The following is a 13,613-nucleotide window of genomic DNA, read 5'->3' as shown; positions in this document are numbered from 1 at the left end:
CCCTTCAGCGGCACCCAGCCCAGCGATTTCCTGCCGCGATAGCGCAGGTAGGGCCGACGGTGCTGACTGCGCGACTTCGCGTATTGCTCGCACGTGGCGTTGATCGTGCCGGAGTGGATGCCCAGCGCCTTGCTGCTCCCCGTCGTCAGCACGTTCAGATCGAAACCCGTCGGCCACCTCTTGTTCCACTTAAGCGCGTGCTTCTGCGTGTCGTTGCAGAAGTTCCAGACGTAGTTCACCGCACGGCTTTGCTTGTTGAGCAGTCCGTTGAGCGACTTCACCCGGTAGCGGTAGACAAGAATCATGCAGGTGATCCTAACCCGTGGAAGAAGCTGCCTGTCAACAGCACTCCTTTCCTTCCCGCCATCCGCCCCGAAGGAAGTCCCCTTGGGGGAAATGGCGGGGTTTCTCGGAGCAAATTCTGATGAATTCAAGCTATAAGGTAGGCGAAAGCACCTCGCAACTTGTTACGTTCGACGTCGATTCCGTACGGCAGTTTGCAACGCTGGCCGGAGACATGAGCCCCCTGCACCACGACGAAGCGTTTGCAAAAACAACCAGGTTCGGCGGGCTGATCGTGAGCGGCACACACTATTCCGCCATGATGATGGGAATGGTCGCGACTTTTCTGACAGAGCGCAGAGCAGGTCTCGGCCTGGAGTTCGAGTTCCAGTTCCGCAAGGCGGTCGCGGTAGGCGAAGCCGTCCGGATGGAATGGCACATTGTGGCCGTCGAAGCCAACTCCAAGCTCAAAGGTGACGTTATTACGCTCGAAGGTTCGTTGGTCAACGAGAACGGGGAAGTTTGCGTTCTCGCCAAATCGAGAAGCCTCAGCATGCCGAAGGAATCACTCGCCGCGGAGTAGCATCCCGCCCGGCCCGGGCAACACCGCGGTCACTCAAACGCGCTGCCGCGCGACAGCACCGCCATCGTGCATTCGCCGCCCTAGGCCGAGGCTGCCCAATCTTCGAGCGACAACCCCGCGACACGGCTGAATTCGCGACTGTTGTTCGTTACAAGCACGGCACCGGCCGCGATCGCGTGACCGGCGATCGACGCGTCGTTCGCGCCGATCGGCGTGCCACGTGCGGCAAGGTCGACGCGAATCGCGGTCGTTGCATCGACCGCCGCGGTATCCCACGACAGCACGCCATCCAGCCGCGAAACAAAGGCCGTCACGAGTTCCGCATGCTTCGGCGAAGCCTTTCTGCCGACTGCGCCGAATCGCATCTCGGCATAGGTGATCGCCGACACGACGATCCGGTGCTGCGCATTGACGCACGACTGCAATCGGGACAACACCACGGATGGCCGCTCGCGCATGATGAACGAACAGATGTTCGTATCGAGCATGTAGAGCGTCGTCACCGGGCCGACTCCGTCGGTGCATCGTCATCGGCGCCGGGCAGCTTGAAACGACCGGCTTCGACGACCGTCGGGCGCTCGAGGAGGAAGTCGGCATCGGCGTGTGGTTCAGTCGCGAACGACAGCCACGTCGGCCGCACCGGACGCAGCAGCAACGTGTCGCCCTCGCGGCGGATCTCGAGTTCCGTCACACCCTCGAACTCCATGTCCTTCGGGATGCGGATTGCCTGGTTACGGGCGTTCTTGAAAATGGAAACAGTGCGCATGAGCCACTCCACAGGAGTACGATGCGCCCATTTTAGGCATATGCCGGCATATGTCAATGTCGGGGAACGTGCTGCGGGGATCGCGCCCGATGCTATCGCGGGTGTGCTTGCCATGTCGGTTGGACCTGTCTGCGATGAGGATGCAATCCATTCTTCCTCATGCCGCCTGCCCGATCCATATCCCGAACGGCCGATGCCCGCGGCCCTTCAAGCCGCGCGAAACGTCGTCGCTTGCGAATTGACGCATCGACGCATCGACGCTTCGCGCCCCGCCCCGTCACGGCAACCGGAAAGTGTCAAAGAACGTTTCGCGCTCCATCACGGTGAGCACCGCGCGCTTGTGCGGGAAATCGAACTCCTTCAGCGTGTAGAACCCGAGCCGATGCATGTACGCGATATGCCGCACATGATCGACGCGCGGCTCGCCGACGAGCCGCTGCGTGCGCGGCTCATCGACGAACATGTAGTGCAGCACCCCGCTCCACCATGCATGCAGCTTGCCCGCGCTCTGGAAGCGCGAGTCGCCGATCAGCAGATGCAGCCCGCGATCGTAGTCATGCGCGTCGTAGAACGGCGCGAGGCGGTCCTCCTTCGCCCAGTAGAACTCGAAATAGCCGAACGGCGTGTCGTCGAAATAGCCGATCATCGGATGCATGTGCGGATCGGCGAGCCGCTCCGCGAGATACGCGGCGTGCTCGTCGCGCGTGCCGCGCTGATCCCAGAAATGCGCGACGCGATCGAGGTTCATCCAGTCGCTGAACAGCTGCGCATGTTCGTCGATGTCGACGGTGCGCAGGCTGAACGTCATCCCGACCTGCGGCATGTAGCGCGCATAGATCTCGCCGGCCGGCGACGGCGGCCGCACCGGATGCCGGTGGCCGTTCGTGATCGCGTAGCGCAGCGGCATCCCGCCCGATGCAGGCGCCTTCAGCCACGGCCGCGGGTTCTGCCAGAACGTCGCGCGCGATGCGCTCAGCCGCAGCCGCTCGCCCGCGACCTGTGCGCCGTCGATCACGCCCTCGCGCACCGCGCGCGCGACGTACGACGCGACGGCCGCCGGCTCGGCGCCGCCGAGCGGCACCGACACCGTCGCCGCGTCGTGCCGCGTGTCCGTGTTGAACAGCGCGACGAATTCCGCGAGCAGCGTGGCCGGCGCATCGTCGGGCCGCCACGCGTCGAGCGTGCGCTCGGCGGCGGCCGTCGCATGCGCGGGCGCCGCGCCGTCGAGCGCCGCGGCTACCTCGCCTTCGACGGCGTCCGCCGTGCCGGCCGGTTTCGTGAGCGTGTCTTCCATCACAGTGCTCCCGCGTCGTGGCGGTCGGCGAGGATGTGCAGCCCCCGCTCGAGCGCCGGAAACAGGCTGCGCTGGAAGTTGTTCCAGCGCAGTTCGAGAATCGTGTCGTCCGGCGCGATCGGCGTGTCGAGCACGTCGCAGATCACCTCGCCGGAATCGATGCCGTTGTCGACGTAGTGGAACGATGCGCCCGTCATCGTCACCGGCTCGACGCGCGACGTCGTGCCGCTCGCCCAGTCGACCCGTTCGCCGCGCGCGCCGTGCAGCGCATCGAGCGTCGCCCACGCGCCGCGCCGCTGGTACGGCGAATCGTCGGCCGTGATGCCGGGGTGGATGTTCGCGATGCGGCGATGAAAGCGCGCGCCGGGGCGCACGAGCTCGTCGAGGATCACGAGCAGCCCGTCGAGCACGACCACGTCGGCGTCGAGTTCGAGCAGGCGTTCGAGCAGGCGGCGCTCGAACGCCTGCTTGCCCGTCACGCGCTCGCGCGCGTCGCGCGGCAGCCGGCGGTACGTCGACGCGATCGTGCAGAACAGTTCGTCGACCGGCCGGCCCTGCACGGTCAGCCCGTCGGGCAGGATCCACGGGCGGCCCGGCGTGCGCGCGAAGCCGTAGTCGGCGACCTTCGCGCGATCGGCGGGCGAGCCTTCGTCGTCGTCGACGATCACGCCCTTGAGCGTGTAGCGCTCGCCGAGCGGCGAGTCGTTCAGGCGCTCGACGAGGAATTCGAGCGGCGCCTTCATGTAGCGCGTGCCACCCTGGTAAGCAACCGGCTGGCCGGCGCGATCGGCCGCGCCGTTGCGCAGCGACTGGATGTAGACGAGATTTTTCTTCGGCATGGAGGCGTCGTGGAAAAAGCGGACGACGGCGCCGCGGCCCGCCCGCACCGGCCCGAAGGCCAGCCGGCGCGCCGCGGCGCGCGGCGTCACCAGTTGTATTTCGCGGTGGCGATCACCGTACGGTCGGTACCGAAAATGCACACGCTGGTCGACTGGCAACCGCTGATGTAGTGGCGGTTGAACAGGTTCGTCCCGTTCACGGCGAAGCGCCAGTTACGCGTGTCGTAGTGCACGCCCGCATCGAACAGCGTGTAGCTCGATACCGTCAGCGAGTTGTCCGCCGCACCGGCCGCCGCGCTCTGGTAACGCACGCCGCCGCCGAGACCGAAGCCCGTGAGCGGCCCCGTGTGCCACGTCCAGTCGGCCCACAGCGACGCCATCTGGCGCGGCCGCGGAATGTCGACCGGCCAGTTGTTCAGCGATGCGTCATTGGCCTTCACGTTCTTCACGTCCTGGTACACGTAGGACGCGATCAGCGACAGGTTCCGCGTGAGCTTGCCGGTCGCGCTCAGCTCGATGCCGCGCGAACGCACTTCGCCGGTCTGGATCGACGTCGTACCGGACGGATCGAGATTCAGCGGCGTCGACGTGAGCACGTTGGTCTGGTTGATCTGGTAGATCGCCGCGTTCAGCATCAGGTTCTTGCCCGGCGGCTGCCAGCGCAGGCCGGCCTCGATCTGCTTGCCGCGCGTGGGCTGCGGCAGGCCGCCGCCGTACAGGTTCACGCCGATCAGCGGGTTGAACGACGTCGCGTAGCTGATGTACGGCGACAGCCCGTAGTCGCCCTGGTACGTGAGGCCCACGCGGCCGGTGAACGCCGTGATGTCGGCCTTCGACTGCGTGCTGCCCGCGCGGTCGTCCAGCCGCTGGTTGACCCAGTCCTCGCGGCCGCCGAGCGTCAGCGTCCAGCGGTTCCACTTGACCTGGTCCTGCACGTACAGCCCGAACGTGTTCATCGTCGTGTACGTGTTGGTACGGTACGTGGTGTTCGGCGGCGAGAACACGGACAGCGTGACCGGCGTGTAGACCGGGTTGTAGATGTTCAGCGTCGGCGCGGCGGCCAGCCATTCGCTGTCGGTCGCGGTCTGCCGGTTGTACTGGAAGCCGAGCAGCAGCGTGTGCTCTAGCGGCCCGGTGCCGAAGCGGCCCTGCAGGTTGTTGTCGATGTCGAAGCGGCTGTAGTTCGTCTGGAACACGCCGGCCCAGCGGTTGATGTCGGTCAGGCTGCCGTCCGCGAAGCCCGCGCCGAACACCGAACCGTTGTCGAGCGACAGGTGCATCCAGCGCACGTTCTGCCGGAACGTCCACATCGAGTTCAGGTTGCGCTCGAACTGATAGCCGAGCGACCACTGCTTCTTGCGGTAATAGTTGAAATTCGGGTCGCCGCCGTAGACGTCCTTGTCAATCTGCCCGTTCGGGTTCGGCAGCACCGTGCCTTGCGCCGGCAGGAAGTTCGACGAGATGTCGCCCCAATCCTGCAGGTACGTGGCCGACAGCGTCAGCGACGTATCGGCGTCGGGGCGCCAGCGGAACGTCGGTGCGAGCGCGACGCGCTGGTCGTTGTTCGGGCCCGTCAGCGCGTTGCCGTCGCGCGCAACGCCGACGAACCGGTACGCATACTTGCCGTCCGCGTCGAGCTTGTCGCCGACGTCGATCATGAACTGCTTGCGCGCATAGTTGCCGAACTGCACGCCGGCTTCGCGCACGCGCTCGCCGTCGGCCGTCTTGGTCTGCACGTCGATGATCGCGCCGGGGTCGCCCGCGCCGTACAGCACCGACGTCGGCCCGCGCAGCACGGTGATGCTGTCGATCATGTACGGATCGACGCGCCAGCTCGACAGGTTCAGCGTGTTCGGCACCTGCAGGCCGTTCACGTAGGCCGTCGGCGTGAAGCCGCGCAGCGCAGCGTACCAGTCGGAGCGGTTGTCCGAGCCGTACGACGAGAAGCCCGGCACGTAACGCAGCGCCGCGTTCACGTCGGTCGCGCCGGTCATCTCGATCTGCTGCGCGGTGACGACGTTGATCGTCTGCGGAATTTCATTGATCGACGTATCGGTCTTGGTGCCGGTCCGGCTGCGCTTCGCGACGAGACCAACCGTGCCGTCGCCTTCCGAGCCCGCGTTGACGTTGATCGCCGGCAGCGTGCCGTTCGGCGTGCCGTTCGGCGCGCTGGTCGACGAACCGGTCGCCCCACTGGCCCCCGCACCCGCCGTACCGTTGCGCGCACTGTCGGCCGACGCCGCCGCACCCGCGTTCACGGCCGGGGCCGTCTGCGCGAATGCGTGCCCTGCCGCCATCCCGAACGTCACGCTCGCCGCGGCCGCGATCGCACGCAAACGCGTGCCTGTTGCCCACTCCATCTTTCTCTGCTCCACTTTTTTGATGCGGTCTCCGACCGCCTTTGTCAAAGAGCGAAAGCCATCCGGCCCGCGCTCGCCCCGTTTTGATGTCGTTGTTCATGCAATGCCCGGGCCGCGCCATCATCGTGGGCGGGCGCGATCCCGTCTTCGAGCGACGCGCAGATCTCGTCCGCGCGGCGTGCCAGCACCGACAGCAGCGTGTCGGACAGGCCGTGGCTGTCTTCGCAGCAGCCTTGCAGGTAGATGCGCGGCGCGAAGTGCTCGGGCGTCGCGAGCAGGTAGTCGCGCGTGACGTCGCCGCGCGTGAGCGCATCGCCGAGGTGCGGTGCGAGCCCTTCGAGCAGCGCCGAATGCGTGTCGCGCCGATAACCGGTCGCGAGCACGAGCGCGTCGAAGCGCTCGACGCGCGTCGCGCCGTTCATCCGGTCGCGCAGCGTCAGCTCGATGCGGCCGTCGGCGGTGCGCACCGCGCCCTCGATCGCGCTGTTCGCGAGCAGCGCATGACGCGGCGTGCCGTCGATGCGCTGCAGGTACAGCATTTCGTAGATCTGCTCGATCAGCGGCCGGTCGACCACCGCGTAGTTGGTGTCGCGGTAGCGCTCGAGCAGCGCGCGGCGTGCATCGTGCGGTTGCGCGTAGACGACGTCGGTGAACTCGGGGCTGAAGATCTCGTTGACGAACGGACTGTCGTCGGCCGGCTTCAACGCGCCCGCGCGCATCACGAGGTTCGCGTCGACATGCGGGAAGCGGCGCGCGAGGTCGATGAACACCTCGGCCGCGCTCTGCCCCGCGCCGATCACCGCGACGCGGCGGCGTTCGCCATCCGGCGACGCGACCAGCCGGTCGATGTCGGTCAGGTACGACGACGAATGGATCACGCGATCGCGGCCGAGCGCGGCGAACGCATCCGGCACCGCCGGCGTGCCGCCGACGCCGACCGACAGCGCACGCGTCACGCGCTGGCGCTCGCGGCCGGCCGCGTCGCACGACAGCACGCGCAACGCGTCGATCCGCGCGCCGTCGCCGTGCACGGGCTCGATCGCCATCACGGTCTCGCTGTAATGGACGTGCGCGTCGAACGCATCGGCGACCCAGCTCAGGTAGTCGTGGAATTCGACGCGGGTCGGATAGAAGTTCTTCAGATTGACGAATTCGTTCAGCCGGCCGCGTTCGAACAGGTAGTTGATGAACGTGTAGCGGCTCTTCGGATCGCGCATCGTGACGAGATCCTTCAGAAACGAGATCTGCATCCGGCAGTCGTCGAGCAGCATGCCGCGGTGCCAGCCGAATTCCGGCTGCCGCTCGATGAAGCAATGGGCGAGCGGGCGCGCCGCACGCCGCTCCTCCAGACGGATGGCCAGCGCCAGATTCGACGGCCCGAAGCCGACGCCGATCAGGTCGAATACGGTTTCTCTCTGCATGTCTCTCAGCTCCCTTGTCGGTGAAACCGGCCCGTCAGACGTGACGGCCGGAAAAGAAGGTCTCGCGCAGCGTGCGCATCCACAGCGGCTGTGCGTCGGCGAGCGCCAGACGGCGCTGCCGCGCGAAGCCATGCCGCGCGAGGGTGTCGACGACCCGCGCGCGGCCGGCCGGGACCGCGCAGCCGACCGCTTCGGTGCGCGGGTCGTCGAGAAACAGGTAATGCACGACGGACGGCAGCCAGCCGGCCACGCAATGCGGGCCGCGCCAGCGCGACTCGCCGACCAGCATCCGCAGCCCGCGGTCGTAATCGCGCGCGCCGACGTGCGGCGCGAGCGGGTCTTCCTTCAGCCAGAACGCCTCGACATACGCGAACGGTTCGCCGTCGAAGCAGCCGACGAGCGGCGTGACGTGCGGATCGGCGTCGGGCGCCGTGCCGTGGGCGCCCGGCTGCGTGCCCGGCCAGCCGTCGCGCACGCGCGGCTCGTCGAACCAGCGCGCGACGCGGGCGGCGTCCTCGCCCGGTTGCCAGCCGCGCAACGTGAAGCGCACGCCGAGCGCCGGCAGGTCGCGCGCATACACGTCGCCGCGCGGCGCGGGCGGCCGGCGCGGATGACGCCGGCCGTCGGTCAGCATCGGCAGCGTCGCGCACGGCAGCGGCGTGCCGACGCGCCACAGATCGGCCTGCTGCGCCCAGCCCTCGCGCATGCACAGGCCGCCGTCGGCGAGCACGCCGCTCGCGCGCAGCGCATCGAGCGCGACCGCCGGCCACGCGGCCGGGTCGAGCCGGATCGCCGCGCGGCGCGCGTCGTCGGAAAACGCGGCGGCGAGCGCGGCCAGCAGCGCACGGCGCTGGTCGGCCGGCGCCGCGCGATGGTTGTACGCGACGAGGCGCAAGGTGCCGTCGTCCGCGAGTTGCGCGCGCAGCAGCTGCGCGCCGATGCCGTCGCCCTGCGCGACGCGGATCTCCGCGTCGTCGCGCGCGGCGAACAGGCCGTCCGCGAACGCGAGACGGCAGGTGTCGGGCATCGTGAAGCCGTCCGGACGCACTTCAGCCAGCATCGCGCACCTCCTGCTCCGTTTCGGTCGAAGCCTCGACACGCGCGCCGAGCGCCGCGAGCGTCGGCGACGCGAACACGTCGGCCACCGTCAGCGCATGGCCGGCGAGGCTGGCCGCGTCGACGAAGCGCACGACGTCGAACGACGTCGCGCCGGCCTCGAACAGGTCGGCGTCGGGTGCGGGTGCGGCCGTCGCGAACGTGTCCGACCACAGCGCGGCGAGCGCGGTGGCTGCGTTCGGCGCGACATCGCTCGATGCCGTGACGCGCGGCGCGTCGCCGGCCGGCGCGGCCGCCGTGCGCGCGGCGAACAGCGCATCGGGCACCCCGAGCGCCGCTTCCGGCGCACCGGCAAAACGCGCGACTTCGTCGTGATAGAGGTCGACGAGCGCATCGACGAAGCGGCCGTCGAGCAGTTCGTCCGCATACGAGAACGCGGCGCTCACGCGGCCGTCCGGATGCTCGACGACGTCCAGCTCCAGCGTGAACACCACGCGATGGCGCACGTCGTCGAATTCGGCGAGCGCCAGGCCGGCCCAGTCGCGCGCGGCGGCGCCGGTCGGGCGCAGGTAGTTGAACATCACCTGGAACAGCGGATTGGCGTGCGCGGCACGCGGCGCGCGCAGCGCCGCGACGACGTCGGCGAACGGCACGTCGGCATGCGCATACGCGGCAAGCGCCGTATCGCGCACCTGCGCGAGCACGTCCGTGCGGCTGGCCGCCGCATCGAGTCGCGTGCGCACGACCACGGAATTGATGAACAGGCCAAGCGCATCGCGCGCCGCATCGCCCGTCAGCTCACGCGTCGACGCGAGCACGCCGACCGGCTGGTCGGCCGCGCCGGTCACGCGGAACAGCGCGGTGTTGAGCGCCGCGTGCAGCAGCATCGGCAACGTCGCGTGCGCGGCCGACGCGGCGTCGCGCGCGGCGCGGATCAGCGCCGCGTCGAACTCGAACGCGATGCGCGCCGCCCGCCATTGCGGGACGGCCGGCGCGTTGGCGCGCCGCGGCAGCACGGACGACGGCAGGTCGGCCAGTGCGTCGCGCCAGTACGCGACGCGGGCGGGATGGCACGGCGCGGGCAGCACGAGCGACGTGTTTTCCGTCGTTGACGCCGCCGGTGCCGACGCTGCCGACGATGCCGAAGCCGCGTCGCCCCGCACGAGCGCGACATAGCGTGCACGCACCGCGTCGAGCCACAGCTCGATCGATTCGCCGTCCGACACGATGTGATGGATCGTCACCGACAGCACGTGATCGTCCGCGCCGAGCCGCAGCACGCGTGCGCGCCACAATGGCGCAGCAGCCGCGAGATCGAACGGCGCGAGCGCATCGGCGTCGGTCAGCGCCGTGGCGCGGGCGAGCGCGTCGGGCTGCGCCGACAGATCGACGAGCGGCAGCGCGACGGGCGCCGCGGCGTCGATGCGCTGGCCCGGCAGCATGCCGTCGCGCGCGACGAGCCGGGCGCGCAGCGCCGGATGCGCGGCGGCCGCCGCCGAAAACGCCGCGCGCAGCGCATCGACGTCGAGCGGACCGCGCACGCGCAGCGCGACCGGGATGTTGTAAGCGGCGCTGTCCGGCTGCGCGCGCCACAGGAACCACAGGCCGAGCTGCGCGGGCGACAGCGGCCACACGCCATGCGCATCGGGTTTGACCACCGCGACGCCCGGCGCCGCGGCACCGGCGTGCGCGGCACGCGGCGCGTCGGCCACCTGGCGCGCGTATTGCGCGAGCACCGGCGCTTCGAACAGCGCCCGCACCGGCACGTCGCGGCCGAGCCGCTCGGCGACGCGCGTCGCGACGCGCACCGCCGCCAGCGAATGCCCGCCGAGTTCGAAGAAGTGATCGCCGCGGCCGACGCGTTCGACGTTCAGCACGTCGCGCCAGATCGCCGCGAGCGCGGTTTCGTCGCCGTCGTGCGGCGCTTCGTATGCGCGTTCGACGCGCACCGGGGCCGGCAGCCGTGCACGGTCGACCTTGCTGTTCGCGTTGCGCGGCAGCGCGTCGAGCACGATCAGTTGCGCGGGCACCATGTAGTCGGGCAGCGTGCGGCGCAAGTGCGCGTCGAGCGTCGCGGCCTCGACCGGCCGAGCGGCGGCCTGCGCATCGGCGCTCAGTTCGACGTACGCGACGAGCTGCGCGTGCGCGCCCTGCCCGTGCACGACCGCGCATGCTTCGCGCACTGCGTCGTGCGCCGCCAGTTGCGCCTCGATCTCGCCGAGTTCGATGCGCAGCCCGCGCAGCTTCACCTGATGATCGACGCGGCCGATGAAGTCGAACACGCCGTCCGCGCGGCGTCGCACGAGGTCGCCCGTGCGGTACAGGCGCGCACCCGGCGCGCCGTACGGATCCGGCACGAAGCGCTCGGCCGTCAGCGCGGGACGATCGAGGTAGCCGCGCGCGACGCCGATCCCCTCGCCGCCGAGGTACAGTTCGCCGATCACGCCGACCGGCAGCGGATGCAGCCGCTCGTCGAGCACGTGCGCGGTGCGCGCGCCGACCAGCGTGCCGATCGGCAGATAGGCGGCGTCACCCAGCTTCGCGAGATCGTCGCCGGGACGGAACATCCACAGCGTCGGCGTGATCACGGTTTCGGTCGGGCCGTAGCCGTTGACCACGCGCACGTTCGGCATCGCGCGGCGCAGCATCGCGAACGCTTCGCGCGACGTCGCTTCGCCGCCGACGGTCAGCGAGCGCAGCGTCGGCGGCGCCCCGTGCGCGAGCGCCCATTCGGCGAGCTGAGCCGCGCAGCCGGGCGGCACGTAGGTCATCGTCACGCCGTCGCGGATCATCATCGCGCAGGTCTGCGCGGGCGGCCACAGCACGTCGGCCGTCACCGACACGGCGGCACCCGACAGGTATTGAGAAAACCAGCCTTCGTGCGCGCCGTCGAAGTTGACCGACTGGAACAGCAGGAACACATCGTTCTCGCCCGCGCCATAGCGCTCGGCAATCGCCACGCAATGCCGTGCGAACGCCGCGTGATCGACGATCACGCCCTTCGGTTTGCCGGTCGAGCCCGACGTGTAGATCGCATACGCCGCATGGCCGGGCAGCACGTCCGGCAGCGCGACGTCGGCCGCCGCGTCGAGCGCGTCGACTTCGTCCGCGCGCCAGATGCGCAGTGCCGGCAGCTCGGGCAGCGAGGCGACGCTCGCGCCGTCGGTCAGCACGTGCGCGATGCCCGCATCGCCGACGATCTGCGCGAGCCGTTCGCGCGGATGAGCCGGATCGAGCGGCACGAACGCGGCGCCCGACTTCAGCACCGCGATCAGCGCGACCAGCAGGTCGACCGAACGCTGCAGCGCGACGCCGACGCGCATCTCGGGCCGCACGCCGGCCGCGACGAGATTGCGCGCGATGCGGGCCGCGCGCGCGTCGACCTCGCCGCGCGTCAGCGCGCGATCGATGTCGGCGACGCCGCGTGCGTCGGGCCGCGCCTGCGCATGCGCGGCGATGCGCGCGTGCACCGGCACGAACGGCTCGGCTTCGGCCGCGCCTGCCGGTGCGTTCCACGCGAAGAGTTGCGCGAGTTCGTCGGCCGGCAGCCAGTCGAGGTCGCCGATCGGCAACTCGGGGCGAGCGAGCGCGTCGTCGAGCAGCGTGACGAAGCGTGCGGCGAGCCGCTCGATCGAGTCAGCATCGAACAGGTCGAGCGCGTAGATGAACGCAGCGTCGAACGTGCCATCGGGCGTCGCTTCGACGGCCAGCGTCAGGTCGAATTTCGCGGACGGCGTGCCGGACGGCAGCAATGCGGCCGACGCCGCGCCGAGCGCCGGCAGCGCGCGGCGCTCGCCATACGCGGCCATCACCTGGAACAGCGGATGGTGGCTGGCGCTGCGCGGCACGCCGAGCGCGTCGACGACCTGCTCGAACGGCACGTCCTGGTGCATCTGCGCATCGACGAGCGCGCGCTGCGTGCGCGCGACCAGCGACGAGAAATCATCATGTGCCGGCACGTCGACGTCGATCGCGAGCGTGTTGACGAAGAAGCCGATCAGGCCGGCCGTTTCCGCGCGCTCGCGGTTCGCGGCCGGCACGCCGACGCAGATCCGCGTGTCGCCCGTTGCACGTGCGAGCAGCGCGTCGAGCGCCGCGAGCAGCACCGCGAACGGCGTCGCGCCCGATGCGGCCGCGAACGCGCGCAGCCGTGCGCCGATACGGGTGTCGAGCGAGAACACATGGCGTGCACCGCGCGCGCTGCGGCGTGCGGGCCGCGCGGCCGCACCGGGCAGCGTGAGCACGCCGCGCTGCGGATCGAGCCGTTCGCGCCAGAACGCGAGCTGGCGATCGCGCTCGCCGGCATCGAGCCAGCGGCGCTGCCACAACGCATAGTCCGCGTACTGGATCGGCAGCGGCGCGAGCGGCACCGGCTTGCCCGACGCATACGCGCGATAGAACGCCGCGAGCTCGTCCAGCATCACGCCCGACGACCAGCCGTCCGACACGATGTGGTGCACGGTCAGCGCGAGCCAGTGATGCGTCGCGTCGAAGCGGATCAGATGTGCGCGCACGAGCGGCGCCGCGCCGAGATCGAAAGCATCGGCTTCGTCGGCCGCGGCGACGCTTTCGGCGCGCGCGACGCGCTGCGCATCGGGCAGCGCTTCGAGATCGGTCTCGCGCCACGGGCAGCGCAGCGGCGGATGAATCGTCTGTGCGACGCCGTCCTCCGCTTCGTCGAAGGTCGTACGCAGCGCTTCATGGCGCGCGATCAGCGCGTCGCACGCAAGCCGCAGCGCGTGCGCGTCGAGCGGGCCCGTCAGCGCGAGCCGCTCGGTGATGTGATATGCGTCCGGCGCGTCGATCAGCCGGGCGTGCAGCCACAGCCGCGTCTGCGCGAACGACGCCGGCACGCGATCGCTGCGCGGCGTGCGCGGCGGGATCGGCAGCACGCGAAAATCGATGCCGGCCGCGCCGAGCTTGTCGATGAACACCGCGCGCTGCGCGTCGGGCAGTTGCGCGAAACGCGTCGCGAGCGCGAGCCAGTCGGGTTGAACCTTCGTCATCCGTCG

At 69.6% G+C, this 13,613-nt stretch carries 9 protein-coding genes and 1 pseudogene; 1 reads left to right on the top strand and 9 read right to left on the bottom strand.

What is annotated here, in order from left to right; all coding sequences use genetic code 11:
• A pseudogene (locus tag ABIC50_RS05535) lies at positions 1-305 on the bottom strand (RNA-guided endonuclease InsQ/TnpB family protein); the annotation flags it as partial.
• Positions 306-424: 119 nt separating this feature from the next.
• On the opposite strand from ABIC50_RS05535, the gene ABIC50_RS05530 reads away from it, so the two are divergent.
• Positions 425-865, top strand: a complete 441-nt coding sequence (locus ABIC50_RS05530; RefSeq protein WP_354162150.1) for a MaoC family dehydratase — start codon at positions 425-427, stop codon at positions 863-865.
• A gap of 80 nt (positions 866-945) precedes the next feature.
• Here ABIC50_RS05530 and ABIC50_RS05525 read toward each other — a convergent pair whose 3' ends face one another.
• From ABIC50_RS05525 to ABIC50_RS05490, 8 genes are all read right to left on the bottom strand, one after another.
• Positions 946-1,368 carry a type II toxin-antitoxin system VapC family toxin gene (locus ABIC50_RS05525; protein ID WP_175679899.1) on the bottom strand — a complete coding sequence of 141 codons (423 nt, stop codon included), beginning with the start codon at positions 1,366-1,368 and terminating at the stop codon, positions 946-948.
• The gene (gene vapB / locus ABIC50_RS05520) at positions 1,365-1,631 is read right to left on the bottom strand and encodes a type II toxin-antitoxin system VapB family antitoxin (protein ID WP_354162148.1); all 267 of its coding nucleotides are present in this window, start codon (positions 1,629-1,631) and stop codon (positions 1,365-1,367) included. The genes ABIC50_RS05525 and vapB overlap by 4 nt, the downstream gene beginning before the upstream one ends.
• Positions 1,632-1,908: 277 nt before the next feature.
• Positions 1,909-2,925, bottom strand: coding sequence for a GNAT family N-acetyltransferase (locus tag ABIC50_RS05515; RefSeq protein WP_354162144.1), 1,017 nt, complete (start codon positions 2,923-2,925; stop codon positions 1,909-1,911).
• Positions 2,925-3,764: a formyltransferase family protein gene (locus ABIC50_RS05510; RefSeq protein WP_006755049.1), complete on the bottom strand. Its 840-nt coding sequence runs from the start codon at positions 3,762-3,764 to the stop codon at positions 2,925-2,927. Before ABIC50_RS05510 ends, ABIC50_RS05515 begins: the two co-directional genes overlap by 1 nt.
• 86 nt (positions 3,765-3,850) lie before the next feature.
• Positions 3,851-6,124 (bottom strand): TonB-dependent siderophore receptor, encoded by a 2,274-nt coding sequence (locus ABIC50_RS05505; RefSeq protein ID WP_354162140.1) that lies wholly within the window; start codon positions 6,122-6,124, stop codon positions 3,851-3,853.
• 44 nt (positions 6,125-6,168) lie between these two features.
• Complete coding sequence (locus tag ABIC50_RS05500) at positions 6,169-7,545, bottom strand: lysine N(6)-hydroxylase/L-ornithine N(5)-oxygenase family protein (RefSeq protein ID WP_354162135.1); 1,377 nt, start codon at positions 7,543-7,545, stop codon at positions 6,169-6,171.
• Between the two features lie 34 nt (positions 7,546-7,579).
• On the bottom strand, positions 7,580-8,605 hold the full coding sequence (locus tag ABIC50_RS05495; protein ID WP_126227832.1) for a GNAT family N-acetyltransferase: 1,026 nt from the start codon (positions 8,603-8,605) through the stop codon (positions 7,580-7,582).
• On the bottom strand, positions 8,595-13,607 hold the full coding sequence (locus ABIC50_RS05490) for a non-ribosomal peptide synthetase (protein WP_354162132.1): 5,013 nt from the start codon (positions 13,605-13,607) through the stop codon (positions 8,595-8,597). Before ABIC50_RS05490 ends, ABIC50_RS05495 begins: the two co-directional genes overlap by 11 nt.
• Positions 13,608-13,613: the final 6 nt, after the last annotated feature.

It is taken from the genome of Burkholderia sp. 567, assembly GCF_040545115.1.
Classification (GTDB): domain Bacteria; phylum Pseudomonadota; class Gammaproteobacteria; order Burkholderiales; family Burkholderiaceae; genus Burkholderia; species Burkholderia ambifaria.
This window is presented reverse-complemented; position numbering and strand designations above follow the sequence as displayed.